General features: G+C 39.1%; 13 protein-coding genes. 2 read left to right on the forward strand and 11 right to left on the reverse strand.

The window, feature by feature from the left end:
• Positions 1 to 26 precede the first annotated feature (26 nt).
• From HGO97_RS24310 to HGO97_RS21470, 5 genes are all read right to left on the reverse strand, one after another.
• A complete protein-coding gene (locus tag HGO97_RS24310) occupies positions 27 to 995 on the reverse strand; it encodes a DUF5979 domain-containing protein (protein WP_216245078.1) in 969 nt (322 codons plus the stop codon).
• Positions 992 to 1,888 carry a class C sortase gene (locus tag HGO97_RS21455; RefSeq protein ID WP_216245085.1) on the reverse strand — a complete coding sequence of 299 codons (897 nt, stop codon included), beginning with the start codon at positions 1,886 to 1,888 and terminating at the stop codon, positions 992 to 994. Before HGO97_RS21455 ends, HGO97_RS24310 begins: the two co-directional genes overlap by 4 nt.
• Positions 1,878 to 2,726 (reverse strand): class C sortase, encoded by an 849-nt coding sequence (locus tag HGO97_RS21460; RefSeq protein ID WP_216245087.1) that lies wholly within the window; start codon positions 2,724 to 2,726, stop codon positions 1,878 to 1,880. The genes HGO97_RS21455 and HGO97_RS21460 overlap by 11 nt, the downstream gene beginning before the upstream one ends.
• A 69-nt stretch (positions 2,727 to 2,795) precedes the next feature.
• Entirely contained in the window at positions 2,796 to 4,232 is a 1,437-nt protein-coding gene (locus tag HGO97_RS21465) for a SpaA isopeptide-forming pilin-related protein (protein ID WP_216245089.1), read from the reverse strand.
• 109 nt (positions 4,233 to 4,341) lie between these two features.
• On the reverse strand, positions 4,342 to 9,447 hold the full coding sequence (locus HGO97_RS21470) for a Cna B-type domain-containing protein (protein ID WP_216245091.1): 5,106 nt from the start codon (positions 9,445 to 9,447) through the stop codon (positions 4,342 to 4,344).
• A gap of 118 nt (positions 9,448 to 9,565) precedes the next feature.
• Here HGO97_RS21470 and HGO97_RS21475 point away from each other — a divergent pair, with 118 nt between their 5' ends.
• Positions 9,566 to 9,871: a hypothetical protein gene (locus HGO97_RS21475; protein WP_216245093.1), complete on the forward strand. Its 306-nt coding sequence runs from the start codon at positions 9,566 to 9,568 to the stop codon at positions 9,869 to 9,871.
• 419 nt (positions 9,872 to 10,290) lie between these two features.
• A complete protein-coding gene (locus tag HGO97_RS21480) occupies positions 10,291 to 11,259 on the forward strand; it encodes an Rpn family recombination-promoting nuclease/putative transposase (protein WP_216245095.1) in 969 nt (322 codons plus the stop codon).
• A 145-nt stretch (positions 11,260 to 11,404) separates the two neighbouring features.
• On the opposite strand, the gene gyrA is transcribed toward HGO97_RS21480, so the two are convergent.
• From gyrA to dnaA, 6 genes are all read right to left on the reverse strand, one after another.
• Positions 11,405 to 13,915, reverse strand: coding sequence for a DNA gyrase subunit A (gyrA, locus tag HGO97_RS21485; RefSeq protein WP_216245097.1), 2,511 nt, complete (start codon positions 13,913 to 13,915; stop codon positions 11,405 to 11,407).
• A gap of 100 nt (positions 13,916 to 14,015) precedes the next feature.
• Positions 14,016 to 15,953, reverse strand: a complete 1,938-nt coding sequence (gene gyrB / locus HGO97_RS21490; protein WP_216245100.1) for a DNA topoisomerase (ATP-hydrolyzing) subunit B — start codon at positions 15,951 to 15,953, stop codon at positions 14,016 to 14,018.
• Between the two features lie 11 nt (positions 15,954 to 15,964).
• A complete protein-coding gene (gene recF, locus HGO97_RS21495) occupies positions 15,965 to 17,050 on the reverse strand; it encodes a DNA replication/repair protein RecF (RefSeq protein ID WP_168866426.1) in 1,086 nt (361 codons plus the stop codon).
• Between the two features lie 42 nt (positions 17,051 to 17,092).
• Complete coding sequence (locus HGO97_RS21500) at positions 17,093 to 17,308, reverse strand: RNA-binding S4 domain-containing protein (protein WP_168866427.1); 216 nt, start codon at positions 17,306 to 17,308, stop codon at positions 17,093 to 17,095.
• A 94-nt stretch (positions 17,309 to 17,402) separates the two neighbouring features.
• Positions 17,403 to 18,512, reverse strand: coding sequence for a DNA polymerase III subunit beta (gene dnaN / locus HGO97_RS21505; protein ID WP_168866428.1), 1,110 nt, complete (start codon positions 18,510 to 18,512; stop codon positions 17,403 to 17,405).
• A gap of 417 nt (positions 18,513 to 18,929) precedes the next feature.
• On the reverse strand, positions 18,930 to 20,300 hold the full coding sequence (gene dnaA, locus HGO97_RS21510) for a chromosomal replication initiator protein DnaA (protein WP_168866429.1): 1,371 nt from the start codon (positions 20,298 to 20,300) through the stop codon (positions 18,930 to 18,932).
• Positions 20,301 to 20,675: the final 375 nt, after the last annotated feature.

Consider the following 20,675-nt stretch of genomic DNA (forward strand, 5'->3'; position numbering starts at 1 on the left):
GCTTCCAGCCTCCTTTACTGCGTCGTTTATTCTATCACTTTCTGGTTCCAATGCCAGCCGTCCTCATCATGATTGAACTGGTTCTCGACTCCATAACCGCCGTTGATACTTTCATTATACGTATTGGTAAATGCCACACCTGCGCGTTCGGCCTCGTCTGCTGCAATTACGGTACTCTGGCTTGCTGCTGTTGTCAGCTCATAGCTGGAACCGCTGTATACTTCAGTCACGGTCACCTCCATCCCCACCGGGATATTCTCAACGACTACTGACTGCTCTCCTGCCTCGGAAAAGGTGAGTGATACTACATTACTGTATTTGTCTGTTCCTTTTACCCCTTCAATACTAAAAACGAAAGTCGCAGGTCCAAGTGTACTGTTATATTCTGTCAGGGTCTTTACAATTTCCAGACTTCCAAAACGCTGCTCTGCTCCGACCTTGATCACACTCTGTGCATCATAGATCCACTCATCATCTGCAGCCTCACCTGATGAATAGTACAGGTTATTCGGAAGAGAGATGAAATATGGTGTAAAACTATATTCATACTCCGGTGCTGTCACCGTATCCATCATGACCAGATACATTCCGGTCTCAAGACCATTTGCAGTGCCCTGCCCTGTTTCCTTACTGATTACAACTTCTGCCGTAGCTTTCTTCCCATCCAGTTTCTTTGACGCTGTAGCTGCCGCATTTTCCCAGTCTGTGTTATCATCCTCTGAAAGCGCTTCAACGTCTACCCCATAATCTCCCAGCATGGTAAAATGTCTTGACTCCGATACGGATGCCACCCGATAAAGCTTTGCTATAAAGTCTGGTGCACCTGTGTCTGACGAATAAACACTGTCCGCAGGAACTGTCAAAGTCAAAGAACACTGTGCTTCCGTATCAATTGAGTCTGCCGCACTGATATTCGTCAAATGCAATATCGGAACTGTCAAAGCACAAATGAGAATGAATACTTTACTCTTTTTCATAAATTCTCTTATTTTCACTTCTTACCCTCCTCTAAGTCTTTTTTCGCCTGCTTCTTACGCGGCTTGAACAAATATTTCATAAGTACGATTACTAACGCTGTCACTGCCAAACCAAGTAACAAGAATAACATATAATAGTTCTGAATCGCCTGTACCATCGTATCTGCCGGAGTACTTGCCAGCTCTTCCCCATCATAAGGAATGCTGTGGCCCCTTACCAGAAGGCGGTGTGTATTGACACCATATGGTGTACAGGTAAATAAAGTGACATAATCCTGGCCTTCTTCAATCTGAAGTGCCTTATCCAGAGTTTCATGATCATCCTTATCGACCATGGGAAGAATCTGATCCACCTCATAAGCAAAATCTTTATTTAAAATATGTAAATAAAATCTGTCTCCCTTTTTTAACTGGTCAATATCTGTAAAAAGCTTTGCTGACGGAAGCCCTCGATGTGCGGAAAGAACACTGTGTGTACTTTCACCGCCGATAGGAAGCTTCGTACCATTGAGATGCCCAACACCTGTCTGAAGGACCTCATCGGATGTACCGTGATAAATAGAAAGCTTGACATTGATTTTCGGAATACTCAAGTACCCCATAATTCCATTGCCCTCGATGTTCAAAACCTTCCAATACTCCGTGTCCTTGATATCTGTCAGTTTTGACTGGGTACTGAAGACATCTCCAAAAATATCATTATGGTCGAAAGAATTATTAAAACTCTCTGCAGCTTCCCATGCTGCATCAAAATCCTCCGGCTCCAGCTTGCTCACTGCTTTATCGTAAGTTGAGATCAACTGTTGCTGACGATAGGTATTCCACTGATTTGAAACGGTCGGATATATTAAAACTGCGAATCCGATCAGAAATAATAGTCCAAATATAAATGTCGTTATTTTACGCTTCATGATTCTTCCTTCGCTCTCTTATATACATACCTCCAATTAATGCTGCCGTAATCACTAATCCTATGATTACCCACAGAACATAATTGGTCTCCAGGCTGATGGAAGATTCCTTTTCTTCTTTGTAAGTCTCCTCGTATGGAACTCTATGTCCCCTCACCAGAAGCCTCTCTGTATTCACCCCATAAGGTGTGCAGGTCAGAAGTGTCATCAGGTCTTCCCCTTCTACAACATTCAGATTCGATGTATCATCTGGCTTTACGACACTGATCTTATCTACCTCATAACAGAGCACATCATCTAATACATGAATCATAAAATGATCGCCCTTTTTCAGCTTATCAAGATCTGTAAATAAAATCGCACTCGGAAGGCCTCTATGGGCTGAAATAACACTGTGGGTACTCTCACCGCCTATTGGAAGAGAACTCCCTTCCAGGTGGCCCGCTGCATTTTTCAAGACCTCCTCTGTCGTATAATGGTAGATTGGAAGTTTTACGTCAATCTTAGGAATTTCCACTGTTCCCATTATACCATCGCCTGTAACATTCAGACAAGACTCATAGGAACTATCCCTTTCTTCTTTTGCATCTGCAACTGCAAAAGAATCTGGAAGAATCATCGGAACTAATGCATTGTTATAATCCTGGGCCTTCTTCCACTCTGCCTCATAATCAATGGTTCCATCTTTTTCCATCTGTGACACCTTATCATCATAATTACTGATAAGCTGCGACTGCCTGTATGTATTCCATTTATTTGCTATTGTTGGATACAGCAGCAAGGACAACCCTATGATAAAAATAGTAGCTATTATAATGTTAGAATATTTCTTTTTCATATGAGCTCTCCTTAGTGTTGTATATATAAAATGCAGGGCGGGCGATCCCCCGCCCTGCAAACAAATGAACTATTTGTGTTCTTTACGGCGTGATGCAAAGAACAGTGCTGCTGCAACGATCATAATCAGGCAGCCGCCGATTGTGAAGATTGTAGTACCGATACCACCTGTGGATGGAAGTGATGAAAGCTTTGTATCAATCATCGGAACAGCGTCAGCTACAATAACTGCTGTAGCCTTATCAGTCTTAGTAACTGTAACAACTGCAGGTTCAGAATTAACACTATATCCTTTTGGTGCTTCTTTCTCTATAAAAGAATACGTACCTACATTTAGACCCTGCAGACTAATCTCACCATTTTTATCTGTTGTGAAACGAGTAGCATCTTTTTCTGTTTCTGTCCATCCTGTAAGTTTACCACTTTCTGCAACTGCATAGTAAGTCTTACTATTTTCTTCTTTTGATACTATAAACTTTGCCCCTTCAAGTTTTTCGTTATCGTTTAAATATTCATTATTATTATCAGATGCATACTTAACTAATTGAATTGTAGCAGTATAAAGATTTTCCTTGTCATCTCCATATTTGTTATTAGGATCATTAAGTGAGTCGCCAACTTTGATTTCATTTCCAACCTGAACATCTGTTACTGTTACATCATATGATAATTCAATCGTATAGTTTGCATTTTCATTGTCTGTAAGCAATGTTGATAAATCTAAAATAAATGAATTGCCTTCTACTGAAGCATAATAAGTTGTAGCTGTTCCAGAAGCAATTGATACCTGTACGGGCAATTTTCCATCAGCATTCACGTTATAAGTTGCACCTGTTAATGTATCTGAAAATACATAATAAGGATTAACTGCTGACTCTGGAATAAATGGTACAGTTGATTTTACCTTGTATGTAACAGTTCTACCTATTTCTGTTACTTTGTTTGCATCTTCTATATCTTCATTTTCATCTTTTGCATATTTATCAACTGTTGTTGGTGCTTTTTTTGCATTCAGCTTAGTTGTTGTTTCTGCTCCGAACGCTATATAAGCTGCCATAGGACTATAAGCATATCCATCCTCTTTTGCCTTAATTGCATACACACCAGGTATAGTAATAGGTGTTTTATTTTTATAAGATGTAAATCCTTGTGTAACTTTAGATAAAGCTGCCTCAATCAATGCTGCTGATGCTGGGAGTGGAGTAACTGATTTATCAATTACAGCGTTCTTATCGGCATATAAAATCAGACCTGCAATAATTTCCTGATCATGAGTATCATCACTTTTATTAAACTTATATGCCTCTCTATAAGCAGCTGCTCCATTTTCTGTAAATGCCCATCCTGTCACTTTTGAATTATTTGCTTCAATTACTTGTGAAATCTCTAAAGTAGCATTTTCTGCATTATTAATTTCAATTCCCCCAGCTGCGAATGTTGTCATCCCCATTCCAAGGACCATAGCCAGTGTCAAGAACACTGCCAAAACTTTTTTAATTTTACTCATACTCTTTTTCTCCTTTTCTTTTATTTGATTCTTTTGTTACCATTAGGTACTTTTTTCTACTCTGGCAACTACATTAAGAGTAGTTGGGCTATTAATAATCGTTTTTTCATTATATCGATATGTTCGCCCCCCTCTTACGTTTGTTTTTATATAGAGCCAACAGACCTGCCAAACACATCAGCAGCGTACCACCAGCAGTATACCAGAAGATTCCTGAGCCTCCTGATTCCGGTAAGTTATAGACCGCACTATTTTTGAAATAAAATGTCCATTTACCTTCTATCTGATTTTTAAAGACTTCTCCGTTAGTAGATGTAATTTCGGTAACGCCACCATTATAGATAGTGATAGACCATACTTCACCACTTTTAGCATATCCTATAGGTGCTTGCTCCTCTGTTAACTTGTAAGTACCATCTGGAATACTTCCTTCCATCGGTCTTTGACACATGGAATCTTGATACCATTTAACAATACCGACATTATCAGATTTTCCATATATTGGCTGGATATTATCTCCAGACATGTCTCCAGTCCATAATTTAAACACGGCATCTGGAAGTTTTATGTCATTTGATTTATTACTTACTTTTGCAATTTGCCATTCCATTGCATTTGTTATTGTAAAACTTCCATCATCATTTTTATTGATATTAGACTGGTAACCATTTGCCTGACCATTTACATCAACTGTTTCATTACCGATTTCTATTTCTTTTACAGAATACTCATTTTTAATATATTTTCCTTTTTCTGAATCATAGGAATAATAATCTAAATCGGTAAATGTGTATTTCCACTTTTTATCCCTTGTTATATTTACACTTTCTCCTTCCGGTTCACCATTTTTATATAACTGAACCGTAATATGATTTGGCCTTGTCGATTCATTATCTCCCTGCCATACCTTATTTACAGATACTTGTGTTTTTAGATTATCATCGATTGTGTTTTCTAATTTAATTGTTTCAACACGATTATAACTAAAATTCCAGAATAAAGCCCAAATACTTGTATCGGTAAATTTCAATGTCCATCCTTTATCTGTTTCATTTAATGTTATACCGCTAGCATTACCGCCACTATTAACAGCACCAAATTTGTATGAAATATTATCTTCATTAAGATTACCACTTCCCTTAAGATAAGGCTTCATTAATTCAACAATAGAATTAATATCCTTCTGGTTCAAACCTAAATCGTACGGTGTCCATAAAAAATAACTATTTGATGTTTCCTTAACAAGTAATATATTATTCTTTCCTAGATTAAACATGGTACCATTGTTAGGAGAATGTTTAAATATATTTCCATCTGTATAAACAGGTTTTACTTCTGTAATAGAGTTGGTAATAATTGTATTAAACAATTTATATCCTTCTGGATATGACTCCTTTACTACATAATCCACATCTGCTGGTAGGTTTACCCAAGTTCCCTTCCAATCATTTTTATCCGTTAACCTTATTGGACTCATACCAGGAACCAGCATATCTACATCTTTATCATATTGTTCATTTCTGTTAGTATCTTCGTATAAAGTCACCTCAACATATTCTGGAAGATCATATTTTTCAAAATCTTTCCAAGTTTTAGTAACATCTACAGATGTTGTTCCTGTCTGGATCTTTACCGCACTGTTTTTAATTTCAACAGTACTATCACCTGCAATTTTTCCAGAAGCAGAAAAAGCTCCATTTACTAAGATTCCATCATTATCATATTCTGGTAATACTATATCGTATGCCGAACCCGTAATCGTATAAGTTGGTAAGTAGGAACCATCCTGTTGTTCTAAGATTTCAAAAGACGTTCCATATGGAAGCCCTGTAATCTGAACTGTCTGATCCTTCTTAATACCTATAACGCCATCTTTAGTAATATAAGTCTTCCCATCTTTACTATAAGACCCTGAATATGGCTTTCCTTGAATATTCACTTGAATAGGAAACTCTTTATTTACTAATTCACTACTTCCAGAGGAAAGTGTTTTCTTAATATACAAATTTCCAGTATTTGTAACTTTGTTTTTAAATACCGCACTTGAAATCTCATCGACATCCAATTTACCAGTAGTAACTGAATTTATCGTTGTTGTTCCTTCTGTTTCTTTATGCTTTACTAAAATCGTATTATCAAATTCTACCTCATAACCATCCAGATAGGCTCCTAACTCCTTTACCTCATAATTGTCGGTTACTTTAAAACCTTCAAAGACAGCAGATTGACCATGTTTTAATTTAAATTGCCCAGACTCATCTGTAATTCCTGCCCCTATTTGCTGGCTGTTTTCATAAATAAGGTAATTAGTATTTACTAAAGTCTGATCATTCTTCTTAATGCTAAACTGAAAGTCAATATCCGAAGAATAGTCCACCATCTCATCATTATCATTAACGACTTCTTTTGTAATCATTACGGATTCTTCTGGAATTCTAGGCATATTAAACTTGATTTTACAGTTTGAAGCACCACCACCTCGTTCCAAGTAGAAGAATTCAAACTTATGAGAACTATAATTTTTGAATGATGTAAACTGTCCATCCCTCTTGTTAAATATACTATCTAACTTGTCATAAATCTGGCTCTTTGATAACCCTTGTTCTTCATATGCTTTATAAAAGCTCTCCCAAAGAGTTGTCTGCTTTCCTGCTGCTACGACCTGCCCAGAGTTAAAATTAATGGAACCATCAAGTTTGCCGTGTATACCACCGATATCTAGAACAAGCATTCCATCAATAAATACCCAAACATCATCATCACCACGAAATTCGAATATCATATCTTGATTATTGATTCTACCATCTCGCGGCTGATAGAAATTCATTCCAACATTCATACCGAACCACATATCGGTGATATTTCTTGGAATGCTATTCAGATGGTTTGTTCCTGTTTTTAGATACTCATCATTGAATGGTAAAAAATTGCCAAAGGTAAAATCTTCACCACACACTGTTCCATCATAAACTTTAATCTGATTACCTTTGAGTACAGCTGCATTTCTCAAACTATCATAGTAATAGTATCCATCTTCATCTTTCTGGAATAGTCCACTTAGCCCTTCATATTTTGTTACTGCTTCATTATCTCCATTACCAAATAGATACCCCATACTACTTCCCCGAGTATTATTCAATACTGGTGTACCATTACTTAGATTAGCCTTAACAATCCCCTGAAAGATTCCCTGTTTACCGCTATTTGTAAAAGCACCTGAATAACCGGACTTACCATCCTTCTCTCCATTTCCTGAATAAAATCCAAATCCAGAGTTTTGTAATGTATTAATGCCAGGATTTTTTATGTCCCTATTATAATTATAAAGTGAAATCTTTATATTATCTGATTCCGTAGGCAATTCTTTAATAGAAGCTTTTACTTTACCATACATAAAATAAAAAGCATCTCGACTATCATGGTCTGTGTATGAAAATTCTCCTTTTTTCTTCCATTTAATCTGATTATCTTTATACCTTAAGGCTGAAATATCTGTACCAGAAACATTTCCTTCCGTCCAATTCCAATCATTAACTGCTTTTTTGAATGTATAACTTTGGCCCTTCTTATCTGTAATTGCATAATATTTCTTTTGTGAACCACTTTCAGTTATATCACTCATTTTAAATTCTTGACTTGTTGTAAAGGTAATTCCATCTAAAGCTTTTGAATCATCTGAAAGATTTATTTCATAACCAGCCTCATCAACAAACTTAATATCAATGCTTTTTGTAGTTTGATAACCTTTCCATGTAACTGTAAAATAAGAAAAACTGTCTGTCACAAACTCTGCCTTTTTTACTTTTGTATCATCTGTAGTTTCTACTGCTGCTTCTGTACTCTCATCTTCTGCCATATCTACTACTTCTTTGACAGCTCCCTTTTCATCCTCCTCCAAATGCATAACTGTTACATCAAGATTTTTTTCATCTGCAGTTGTTACATCTTCTGGAAGCACTTCATTCTTATAATCTATGGTAACCTTTACATTACCATTTGGTTCAACCTCTTCTCCCTTGTCATTGATGAAGCTTATATCATAAGCAAGAAAGCCTGCAATATCATAGTCCTCATTTTCAGCTCTTTTATTTAGCTGCTCTTCGACCTCTTTGTACTGTTCTTCTGTTTGTGATTCATCTTTCTTAATTGGTAGAACCTGAAGTGTAGCATTTTCTGGAAATACCCCTATCTTATCAGCACTAACTGTAATAATTACATCATCATCTTCATAGTTTAATGTTTCCGGTTGTATATTTTCTTCTTTAGATTCTACACTTTCCTTTTCATCAGGCTCAACAGGTTTCTCTTCTACCAGATAGCACCCATATACGGTTGACCGTCTGCCTTCCATCATGACCTTTTCTGCGGAACCATCTTCTCTTAAACTGATTTCTGAAAGATCATAATCATCAACTGCATCAATGCTCTGTCCTGCATTCTGCAATTCCTGAATCTTATCTGCTCTCTGTGTAATGCCTACGAGTTCTGCCTCTGTATTTCCTGCTGGGGAGTTCGCCTCGTTATAGTAGAAGATGACCGCTTTCTTCGTATCTTTCACCTGAAAGCTGTTCGGTTCAAATGTAATCTGAATCTCTTTTCCAGGTTCGACCTGTTCTCCGTTGACTTTAAACTTTACATCATACATGAAGTACTCGCCGAGCATCTTATCATCTGCTATGGACTTTTCCATCAAGGCCTTGATCTGTTCTGTTGTATCTGCTGCTACATATCCTACTTCCATGGTAACATCTGATGTATTCGCTTCAAATGTTCCTTCTGGGATATTCGCAGTTACTGTACAGATGACTGTGCCATTCTCGTCTGTCATCTGCTGTTTTAATTCCATTGCATCCTGATGTACTTCTGGTTTCTCTTCTTCTTTTTTCTCTTCCGGCTGTTTTTCATCCGTCTTAGGCTCTTCTTGCTCCGGTGTCGGTTGTGCCTGCTCCTGAGGTTCCTGAACCTGCTCCTGTCCTTCTGATGCCTGGGGCTCTTCCGGTATCGTTCCTTCTGTCCCCTCTATCTCTTGTGATTGTTGATCCTGACCTTCCGGTACCTGCTGTTCACCCTCTGCGGATGCTGCTGACGGATCTGCCGTTCCTTCTGTTGTTCCATCTACTTGACTGGCTATAAGCGGGCCGCGGCTGTTAAATGCTACTCCGATAAGCAATACTATTACCACGAAAAACGCGAGCCATCTTTTTAACATTTTCATAATGTGTACTCCTCCACTTCCTGTTTACACGTTTTTCTCATTCACCTTAAAGTTCCCTTTTATTCCGACTTCTTGTCTTTCTCGCCGATTGCCTTGTCGATCAATTTAATCAGCTCCAATGCTGATCGAAATGAAACTATCTGCTGAGTCCTTCAATGGACAGGTTCGTACAAGAAGCTGTGAACTGATGCCTTATGATACAGAACCTCCGGTGCTTATTGCAGAGGATAGAAGAGGAGATAAGGTCTACTTGACGATCCGGGAGACCTATTCCGGGATAGACTATGATAAAATCTCAGGACTTACCCCCTTGAATTATGATGAGGAGAGTGGGGTAGTAGTAGTGATGGCACCGGAAGTCGAGACAGAAATAGTGATACCGGATCGAGTAGGGAATGAACTGAGGATTTCAGTGTTACCCTAATTAAAAATATTCTGTTAGCTTTCAAATCCTATATCCCTCAAAACCTGCCTAAATAAGAATTGCTGATTCCTATTTAGGCAGATTTTATGGGAAAGTTTTCTATATATCTTAAACTTTAATAAACTGTCTTAATTCACTTGTACTACTTAATTCTATATGTTAAGTTAGATATACTCAAAGTCATATGAGGCATTTCAAGCATTCTTTATATCTGAAAAGATGGAATTATTCATTCCATTCTAGGGACATATTCGTCCGATTATTCAATGTTTGAAAAAGAAAAAAGTAACTATTAATCATATATGTACAGACGATATATCGCTGTTATTCAAAAAAGCGGGGGGATGTCTATTTAAAGTGTATACTTGTCAAATGTAAAAATCTATCGTTATAAAAATTGACAAGGAGAAAAACTAAATATGGGAAATAATGATATTTTTATGAAGCGCTGGCTTTCGGATAAAAGACGGTTTGCTGATTTAATTAATGGTTCTTTATTTCAAGGCAAGCAGGTCTTTTCGGCCCAACATTTAAAATTAGAGAACGGAGAGCAGGCCATTGTCCTGCAGGAATCAGATGGAACCAAGATTACTATAAGAAGATTTCGGGATATTATTATGTCCTCGGATGACGGAACACGGATCGTGATGTTAGCATGTGAGAACCAACAGGATATTAATTATGCAATGCCTGTTCGTGGGATGCTGTACGATGCCCTAAGTTATACAGAACAGGTCAACAGTATGAAAAAGGTAAAGAAAGAGAAGAAACAATTAAAGAGTGGTGCCGAATTTTTATCCGGTTTAAGGAAAGAAGACCACCTCATACCAGTACTCACCGTGATTTTTTATTATGGCGATACTGAATATGATGGACAGATAGACCTGCATGGACTTCTTGGTATTGACAGAAAAGAGTACGAATTCTTGAAAAAGTATGTACCCAATTACCAAATCAATCTGATTGATTCAAAAAGACTTGAAGACGTTAATTGTTTTCAAACCGATTTACAGATTATTTTTGGCATGCTAAAATATAAAAATAATAAAAAAGATTTGGCACAGTATGTACAATCAAACAAAAGTTATTTTGGTAATTTAGATGTTGATTCCTATAATGCGGCGAAGGCTCTGCTTGGCTCTCAACAATATCTGAAGTCTGAAGAGCAAGTAAATGGAGGTATTGATATGTGTAAAGCATTGGAAGATTTATATCAGGATGGAGTAAATGAAGGGATAGAAAAGGGTCTTGAACAAGGACTAAAGTCCCTCATCTCTTTTATGCTGGATAGTGGATGTAATAAGGTCCAAATCTTGGATAAACTGAAGAAAGACTTTTCTTTAGATGAGGTCAAAGCAGAAGAGTACCTTAATAAGTACAGTAAATAATTGTCTTTCATTGAATTCTGATATACCCTGTTGTAGAGAATAAAAAATCCCCCGGTAAGAATCATGTCACATCAAAATGTCAGATTCCTACCAGGGGAATTTTATTTGGCAGAGGGAATTTTTTCTTTCTAAATTCCTCTTTATTCTAGCTCTCTGTCGTTACATCGTCTTCCTCATCTTCAGATATTTCGACTTCTTCCCCGTCTATCTCCGCAGATGCTTTTCTTACCTTAGCAACACTTGCCACCTTCTCGCCTTCCGGCAGATTGATCAGCTTCACACCTGAAGTAACACGTCCAAGCACTGAAATATCAGAACATTTCATTCGAATAATGATTCCTTCTGTATTGATGATCATGATTTCATTATCTTCATCAACTGCCTTCATTCCGACTACATTTCCTGTCTTTTCGGTAATCTTATAGCACTTCACACCTTTACCGCCACGGTTCTGTACAGTGAATTCCTCCATCTTAGTACGTTTACCCATACCTTTTTCTGATACGATCAGAAGGTCCTCGCCCTGGATACTGATCTGCATTGCGATCACTTCATCTCTATCACTTAAGTTCATGCCCCGGACTCCCATAGAGGTCCTTCCGGTCGCCCTGACATCCTGCTCATTGAAACGGATGCACTGTCCATACTTCGTTACAAGTATCACATCCTCCTGATTATCGGTAATTTTTACTTCAATCAGTTTATCATCTTCTCGCAGCGTAATCGCAGCAAGTCCTGTCTTTCTTACGTTTGCATAATCTCTGATAGGTGTCTTCTTTACAAGACCTTTTTCTGTTGCCATGAACAGATATTTGCCGTCTTCATATTCTTGAATTGGAATCATGGCTGTAATTTTTTCATCCGGCATCAACTGAAGGAGATTAATGATTGCTGTTCCTCTGGCTGTTCTGCTGGCCTCTGGAATCTCATATGCTTTCATACGGTATACCCGCCCCGTATTAGTAAAGAACATGATATAATGATGCGTGGATGTAATAAATAGCTCCTCGATATAATCATCATCCAGAGTCTGCATTCCCTTGATTCCTTTTCCACCTCTATTCTGGCTCTTAAAGGTGTCTACGGTCATACGTTTGATATAGCCAAGCTTTGTCATGGTAATTACGACATTTTCTCTAGGAATCAGATCTTCCATAGAAATATCAAACTCATCAAAGCCGATAGAAGTCCTTCTGTCATCGCCATATTTTTCAGCAATAATTAAAATTTCTTCTTTGATGACACCAAGGAGAAGTTTTCTGTCAGCCAGAATCGCTTTTAATTCGCCGATTTTCTTCATCAGCTCTGCATACTCTGCTTCCAGCTTTTCCCGTTCCAAACCAGTCAGTGCACGCAGACGCATATCTACAATAGCCTGTGACTGTACTTCGGACAGATCGAATCTTGCCATCAATTCATCCTTGGCAATCTGTACGGTCTTGGACCCGCGAATAATCTTGATGACTTCGTCAATATTATCCAGCGCAATCAGTAATCCCTGTAAGATATGAGCACGTTCCTCTGCCTTATTTAGTTCATACTTTGTACGCCTGGTCACTACTTCTTCCTGATGCTTTAAGTAATGATTCAGCATATCCAGGATATTCATGACCCTTGGTTCATTATTGACTAATGCAAGCATAATCACACCAAAGGTATCCTGAAGCTGAGTATGCTTATATAATTGATTCAGAATGACATTTGGATTCACATCTCGACGCAGCTCGATACAGATTCTCATACCTTCACGGTTGGACTGGTCCGCCAGGTCTGTGATTCCATCTATTTTTTTATCTCGGACAAGTTCCGCTATTTTTTCAATCAATCTGGCTTTATTGACCATATATGGAAGTTCCGTTACGATAATACGGTTCTTACCATTGGCCATTGGTTCGATATTAGTAATAGCACGGACTCTGATTTTCCCGCGCCCTGTGCGGTATGCCTCCTCGATTCCTCTGGTTCCAAGAATCTCTGCTCCGGTCGGAAAGTCTGGTCCTTTTATAATCTTTAAAATATCTTCAATCGTTGTCTCACCATTTTCATCAATCTGATCATCAATGATTTTAACGACAGCGTGAATGACCTCCCTCAGATTGTGAGGCGGAATATTGGTCGCCATACCAACAGCAATACCAGAAGTTCCGTTTACAAGCAGATTCGGAAATCTGGATGGGAGTACAGACGGTTCTTTTTCTGTCTCGTCAAAGTTTGGTACAAAATCAACGGTATCCTTGTTGATATCCGCAGTCATCTCCATAGAAATCTTGCTGAGACGTGCCTCTGTGTAACGCATAGCTGCCGCACCATCTCCGTCGACAGAACCAAAGTTACCATGACCGTCGACCAGTGGGTATCTGGTAGACCATTCCTGTGCCAGATTTACTAATGCACCATAGATAGAACTATCACCATGAGGGTGATATTTACCCATTGTATCACCGACGATACGCGCACATTTACGATGCGGTTTGTCGGGACCATTATTCAATTCAATCATGGAGTAGAGGATTCTCCTCTGTACCGGCTTTAGACCATCCCTGACATCAGGAAGCGCACGGGATGCGATAACGCTCATAGCATAGTCGATGTAGGAAGTCTCCATGGTTTTCTTCAGGTCTACTTCATGGACTTTATCAAAAATATTATCTTCCATTTTTATATCCTTTCCTGTTTCTTGAGGTTATTATTTCAAAGCTCTGTCAACTAAGGGAGGCCGTGAAAATAACTTTCATGACACCCCCGTATTGACTCTGCTAAATATCAAGATTCTTTACATATTTGGCATTTTCTTCGATGAATTCACGCCGCGGCTCGACCTTGTCGCCCATCAGAGTCGTAAAGGTAAGGTCAAGTTCTGAAGAGGTCTCTTCATCCATAGTGACACGCAGCAATACTCGATGCTCTGGATCCATGGTGGTATCCCAAAGCTGCTCAGCATCCATCTCCCCAAGACCTTTGTAACGCTGGATCTTGTTGTTGCCGTCTCGGCCTACTTCAGTCAGAATCTGGTTCAGCTCATCATCACTGTATGCATACCAGACCTTCTTGTTCTTTTCCAGCTTATACAGCGGCGGCTGTGCCAGATATACGTATCCGTCTTTGATCAGTTCCGGCATAAAACGGTATAAAAATGTTAATAATAGGGTACTGATATGAGCCCCGTCAACATCGGCATCGGTCATGATAATGATCTTATGATATCTCAATTTTGATATATCAAAATCATCATGGATTCCGGTTCCAAATGCAGTGATCATTGCTTTGATTTCTGCATTGCCATAGATCTTGTCCAACCTTGCTTTTTCTACATTCAGAATCTTTCCTCGAAGAGGCAGGATAGCTTGTGTCGCACGGTCTCTGGCTGTCTTTGCAGAACCACCGGCTGAATCTCCCTCAACGATGTAGATTTCACAGTTTTTCGGGTCCTTGTCAGAACAATCTGCAAGCTTGCCTGGAAGAGACATTCCCTCCAATGCTGATTTTCTTCTGGTCAGATCCCTCGCCTTTCTGGCCGCCTCTCTTGCACGCTGTGCCATAACAGACTTCTCGACTACCATCTTTGCAACATTCGGATTCTGTTCCAAAAAAATCTCCAACTGGCTGCTTACAATACTGTCTACCGCACCTCTTGCTTCGCTGTTTCCTAATTTTTGCTTCGTCTGGCCTTCAAACTGAGGGTCCTCAATTTTCACACTGATGATTGCGGTGAGACCTTCTCTGATATCTTCACCAGAAAGATTTGCTTCACTTTCTTTGAGAAGTTTATTCTTTCTTGCATATTCATTAAACGTCTTTGTCAGGGCATTACGGAATCCAACAATATGGGTTCCCCCTTCAGGTGTCGTAATATTATTTACAAAGCCATAAGTATTGTCACTGTAGGAATCATTATGTTGCATAGCAACTTCCACTGCCACACCATCCTTGAGTCCTTCACAGTAAATAATCTGTTCGTAAAGAGCTGTCTTACTCTTATTCAGGTAAGTAACGAATTCCTTGATACCGCCCTCGTAGTGGAAGGTACGCTCCTTTGGATCTTCCTCCCTGTCATCCCGGAGCACAATCTTTAAATTTCTGGTCAAAAAGGCCATCTCACGGAAACGCTGCTTTAAGGTATCATAGTCAAAAATAGTCTCTTCGAAAATCTCATCATCCGGCAGGAAAGTTACCTTTGTCCCTGTTTTGTCGGGTTCACATTCTCCAATCACATTTAATTTCTGTACTACCTTACCACGCTCATAACGCTGTTTGTAGATTTTACCTTCGTTGTAAATCTCAACCTCCAGCCATTGGGAGAGTGCATTTACGACTGAAGCACCTACTCCATGCAGACCGCCGGATACCTTATATCCCCCGCCGCCGAATTTTCCGCCGGCATGAAGAATTGTAAATACGACCTCTACTGCCGGAAGTCCAGCCTTGTGGTTCAATCCAACAGGAATACCACGCCCATTATCGATAACTGTTACTGAATTATCTTCATTGATGCTGACAAAAATCGTATCACAAAAACCGGCCAATGCTTCATCTACCGCATTGTCCACGATCTCATATACCAGATGGTGAAGTCCCCTTGCAGAAGTGCTGCCGATGTACATGCCCGGCCGTTTCCTGACCGCTTCCAGTCCTTCTAATATTTGGATTTGATCTGCTCCATATTCGGCGTCAAATTCTGTACTTGTTGCACCCATTTAAAAACCTCCTAATTTTCTTTTGCTACATGTCCATTTTTTACATGGAAAATTTTATTAATAGAAAATCGATGATTCACAAACTCATCTAATCCAGTACATGTAATGACTGTCTGTATATCATGAATACTATCCAGTAAATAGTTTTGCCTGTGTTTGTCCAGTTCAGACAATACGTCATCTAATAATAATATCGGCGTATCCCGAATCAGGGATCTGACTAGTTCAATCTCCGAAAGCTTCAGTGAGAGAGCAGCGGTGCGCTGCTGACCCTGAGAACCGAACTTTCGGATGTCCAGGTCTCCTGCCATAAAGCACAGGTCATCCCTGTGAGGACCGACAGAAGTGCTCTTCAGTCTTAAGTCCCGTTCTCTATTTTTCTTTAAAGCCTGCTCCAGAGTCATATTACCAATGCTTGTCTCATAAGTAAGGCTGATTTTTTCTCTGCCCCCCGTCAGCTTGTCATGGATACCTGCAATGATCTCATTTACCTCTTCTACGAACTTTTTTCTGCCTTCCATCACTTTTGTCCCATACTCAACTAATTGCATATCCCAGATATCCAATGTTTCAACCAGATGATCCTGTCTATATATATCTTTGAGTAAGGAATTTCTTTGATTAATGACTCGATTATAGTTAGAAAGGTTGCTGAGATATACCTTATCCAGCTGGGATAATTCCAAATCGATGAATCTCCGTCTGCCTGAAGGGCCTTCTTTGATTATATTCAGGTCCTCAGGCGAAAAAAATACAAAATGGATAATCCCGAATAACTCACTCGCTTTTCGGATTGGAATTTTATTGATTGCGATTCCCTTTGGACTATTTTTCTTCAGATGCATGTCAATCTGGAACTCCATGCCCCGCTTTACGACCACCGTCTCCAGATGTGCCTCATCACAACCAAACCGTACCAAATCCCGGTCCTTTGTTCCTCGGTGGGACTTGGTCGTGCCTGACAAATACAGCGCCTCAAGAATATTGGTCTTCCCCTGCGCATTATCGCCATATAAAATATTGGTCTTAGGGTCAAAGGTCAAATCTAACAATTCATAATTCCTGTAATTCTTTAGCTTTAAAGATTTGATTACCATTGATGTTTCCTCAAGTATGTCACTATTCTACACTTTTTCAGACTATTTTTCAATTTTTATTTCCTGTCCGTCAAATTGAACGACATCTCCGCCGTACAATTTACGTCCTCTTCTTGTATCCGTCTCGCCATTGACCTGGACCATCCCGTCCTGAATGACTTCCTTTGCCTCAACGCCTGAGTCCACCAGGCCGGCGGCCTTAAGTGCCTGTCCCAGCTTGATGAATTCATCTTCTGCGCGCAGTTTTATGATTTCCATAATGCTCCTCTTTTCTCAATGATCACTTTTCAAGATTGGTCTCTCTTTTGTCTGCACATCGATTGCAGTTAAAAGAGAGACTTCAGTCTTTTGCTTATGCTACAGCATTAAAATTTACAGGAAGAATCAAGTAAATATAGCTCTGGTTCTCGTCTTTGATGAAGCAAGGTGCCTTTGCATTCATGAAATACAAATCTACCTCCTCGTCGTCAATGACACGAAGTGCATCGATCAAGAACTTCGGATTAAATCCTATCAGAAGGTCCTTTCCCTCCTTGGTAATAAATATCTCCTCATCCATGGATCCAATCTGGGACTTGATCTTCAGCTCCATAGAACCATCCCTGATATCGATGATAATTGGCTTTTTATCTCCCTCTTTGATCAAAAGTGTTGCTCTGTCAATACAATCCAGCAGCTCCTTCTTGTTGATCCTTACTTTTGTCTCATAGTCGCTGGAAAGCATCTGATCAATCTTGAAATAATCACCCTCGATCAGACGGGATACAACAACAGTCCTATCAAATTCGAAAACAATATGATTCCTTGTGAACGAAATATCGACTTCAGCATCAGCCTCTCCACCTATAATCTTACTAATCTCCTGAAGTGTCTTTCCAGGAACAATCACTTTCTTTGGAGCATAGGATTCCTTCAGTTCAATTTTACGGATAGAAATACGGTGTCCGTCCAGGGAAACGACCTTCAGGATATTATCCTCGATTTCAAAAAGCTCACCTGTCATCATTTTGTTTGTATCATTGTCAGCAATCGAGAAAATCGTCTGACGGATTACTTCCTTCAGCGTGAATTCTGAAACGGTGATATAGTCTTCCTTCTCAACAACAGGCAGATAAGAGAAGTCCTCTCCTGATTGTGCAGCAATATTGAACTTTGCTTTTTCACAAGTAATCAATGTTTGATTATCGGAATCTGTCTCAATGATGACTTCGCTGTCTGGAAGCTTACGCACGATTTCTGAAAAGATTCGTGCATTCAACGCAATAATACCTCTCTCAATAATCTCTCCTTCAATGCGTGTCTCGATACCAAGCTCCATGTCATTAGCTGTCAGTTTAATGACATCTGTGGATGCGTCAACCAGAATACATTCTAAGATTGGCATTGTTGTTTTTGAAGGTACAGCTTTGGATACAATACTTACTCCCTTTACGAGGTTTGATTTCGTACAAATAATTTTCATATGTCGATAACTCCTTTCAATGGCCGGTGGGTGGATATCTTTCCGACCGCGTTTTTTTTTGAATAATTATATAAATCTGCTCCGCCTTCTTAGCCTTAGGGGCTGTGGAAAAGATGATAAGTGGTTCGAGCCCTTGATTTTAAAGGGTTTGTCCATACTGATAACTCTGTAGAATACCACTGTATGGCATTGGGATAGTGGGGGGATAATCTGAACCTCGAAAAGTCACTTTTTAATTATCAACCTAACAATCCACATCCTTTTAACAGGGTTATCCCAGCCTTATTCACATATCTGAAGGAAAAAAGTCTGAAGTGCTTCAGACCTTAGAATCAGGGGCTTAGGCTGTATTTTAAGGCTTTGTCATATGTCGTTAATAATGTCTCATTGTGGAAAAGTAACCCTATTAGCCGAAGCTTAAATAGGGTTGATTTTCTTCTTAATAATATTAACAGTGTTATTCAGAGCTTCATCGATTGTAATTTCATGCTCTATTTTCTTAACTCCGTGGCTTACAGAAGCATGGTCCTTGCCGCCAAGGATAATTCCCACTGTCTTTAAAGGGGTATCGGTCATTGCACGGCACAGATACATAACAATCTGGCGTGGAAGTACAATCTCGGCATTCCGCTTCTTACCTTTGAGTTCTGCAATTGGTACATTAAAATGTTCGGAAACAACATCAATGATTAATTCCGGGGTTATGACCCGGTTATCATCTGGGGAAATCATATCCTTTAAGGCTTCCGCAGCAAGCGGAATATCTATTGGCTTTTTCTCCAGATTGGAAAGTGCAATCAATTTGTTCAGGGAGCCTTCAAGTTCTCTGATATTGGACTTAATATTATTCGCTATATACTGAAGGACTTCGTCCGGGATGTGGTAACGTTCGAGCCCGTCCAACTCTTCCTTCTTACGAAGAATCGCCATCCTTGTTTCATAATCAGGTGAAGAGATATCTGCAATCAGTCCCCACTCAAAACGGGTGCGCAGCCTCGCCTCAAGAGTCTCAATATCTTTCGGCGGCTTATCACTGGATATGATAATCTGCTTTCCTGAAACATGCAGATGATTGAACGTATGGAAAAATTCTTCCTGCGTACTTTCTTTACCTATAATGAACTGGATATCATCAATAAGAAGAACATCATTATTCCTGTACTTCTCACGGAAGGTGGTCATCGCAAGTTCATTCCCATTTTTACCGACCTTCAAAGCGTCGATCAATTCGTTCGTAAAGGTCTCACTTGTAACATAAAGTACTTTCTTTGATGGATCATTCTCTAATATGAAGTGTGCAATGGAATGCATAAGGTGGGTCTTGCCAAGTCCAACACCTCCGTAAATAAAAAGCGGATTATAAATCTCACCCGGAGATTCGGCAACCGCAAGGGATGCTGCATGGGCGAAGTTGTTATTACTTCCCACCACAAAAGTATCAAATGTATACTTCGAGTTCAGGTTCGCATTCTCGAAGATGGCATTCGACTTCTGCTTTTTAACGACATTCTCCTTTTTTTCCTGGATGATAACATTATCTTCTGTAACAAAGGAAATCTCATATTCCTTTCCTGTCACCTCGGCGATGCATACTTTAAAAGGAAGCATATACTTTTCTTCAATATGCTCCAGACTTGCTTTCAGCTTTACAAGAATATAGACAGTGTCATCGGTCACTTCATATACGGTAAGTGGTGCAATCCACGTATTGTATGAAATATTTGATGAGCAATATTCTAACTTCATTTTATTTAGGATCTGCTCCCAATTTTCTTCTACAATGTTCATCGATAAGTACTCCTAATCAATATAATAGAGAGATATTTAGGCAAAAACTCTCCATTACATTTTACATCAAAAAGTTTACAGAAGCAATGAGAAATGCTGTGTATAACTCTTATGAACAAAGTCAACGTAGATAAAATATGGGACTGAAGTGAAAAAATAAATTTAATCTACACATTATACAGTAGTTATAAAGTAGTTATTCACATTTTATCCACAATAATCCACACTGTCAAACATAAATGTGGATAACAATAAAACTCAAATGTGAATGTTGTTGATAATGAAACTTAAAAGTTTTCAATAGCCCGTATAACCGTTAGATTTCAAGATATTAACATGATATAAGGAGAGAGGATAAGCTGTGGATTACTGAAG

The organism is Faecalicatena faecalis (genome assembly GCF_012524165.2).
In the GTDB taxonomy this organism is placed as follows: Bacteria; Bacillota; Clostridia; order Lachnospirales; family Lachnospiraceae; genus Faecalicatena_A; species Faecalicatena_A faecalis.

Excerpts from the sequence above, each read along its gene's own strand:
- HGO97_RS21475 (WP_216245093.1), top strand. The coding sequence starts at position 9,566 with ATGCTGATCGAAATGAAACTATCTGCTGAGTCCTTCAATGGACAGGTT.
- dnaA (WP_168866429.1), bottom strand. The coding sequence starts at position 20,300 with ATGAACATTGTAGAAGAAAATTGGGAGCAGATCCTAAATAAAATGAAG.
- HGO97_RS21465 (WP_216245089.1), bottom strand. The coding sequence starts at position 4,232 with ATGAGTAAAATTAAAAAAGTTTTGGCAGTGTTCTTGACACTGGCTATG.
- gyrA (WP_216245097.1), bottom strand. The coding sequence starts at position 13,915 with ATGGAAGATAATATTTTTGATAAAGTCCATGAAGTAGACCTGAAGAAA.
- HGO97_RS21480 (WP_216245095.1), top strand. The coding sequence starts at position 10,291 with ATGGGAAATAATGATATTTTTATGAAGCGCTGGCTTTCGGATAAAAGA.
- recF (WP_168866426.1), bottom strand. The coding sequence starts at position 17,050 with ATGGTAATCAAATCTTTAAAGCTAAAGAATTACAGGAATTATGAATTG.
- HGO97_RS21455 (WP_216245085.1), bottom strand. The coding sequence starts at position 1,888 with ATGAAGCGTAAAATAACGACATTTATATTTGGACTATTATTTCTGATC.
- HGO97_RS21470 (WP_216245091.1), bottom strand. The coding sequence starts at position 9,447 with ATGAAAATGTTAAAAAGATGGCTCGCGTTTTTCGTGGTAATAGTATTG.
- HGO97_RS21460 (WP_216245087.1), bottom strand. The coding sequence starts at position 2,726 with ATGAAAAAGAAATATTCTAACATTATAATAGCTACTATTTTTATCATA.
- HGO97_RS21500 (WP_168866427.1), bottom strand. The coding sequence starts at position 17,308 with ATGGAAATCATAAAACTGCGCGCAGAAGATGAATTCATCAAGCTGGGA.
- gyrB (WP_216245100.1), bottom strand. The coding sequence starts at position 15,953 with ATGGGTGCAACAAGTACAGAATTTGACGCCGAATATGGAGCAGATCAA.
- dnaN (WP_168866428.1), bottom strand. The coding sequence starts at position 18,512 with ATGAAAATTATTTGTACGAAATCAAACCTCGTAAAGGGAGTAAGTATT.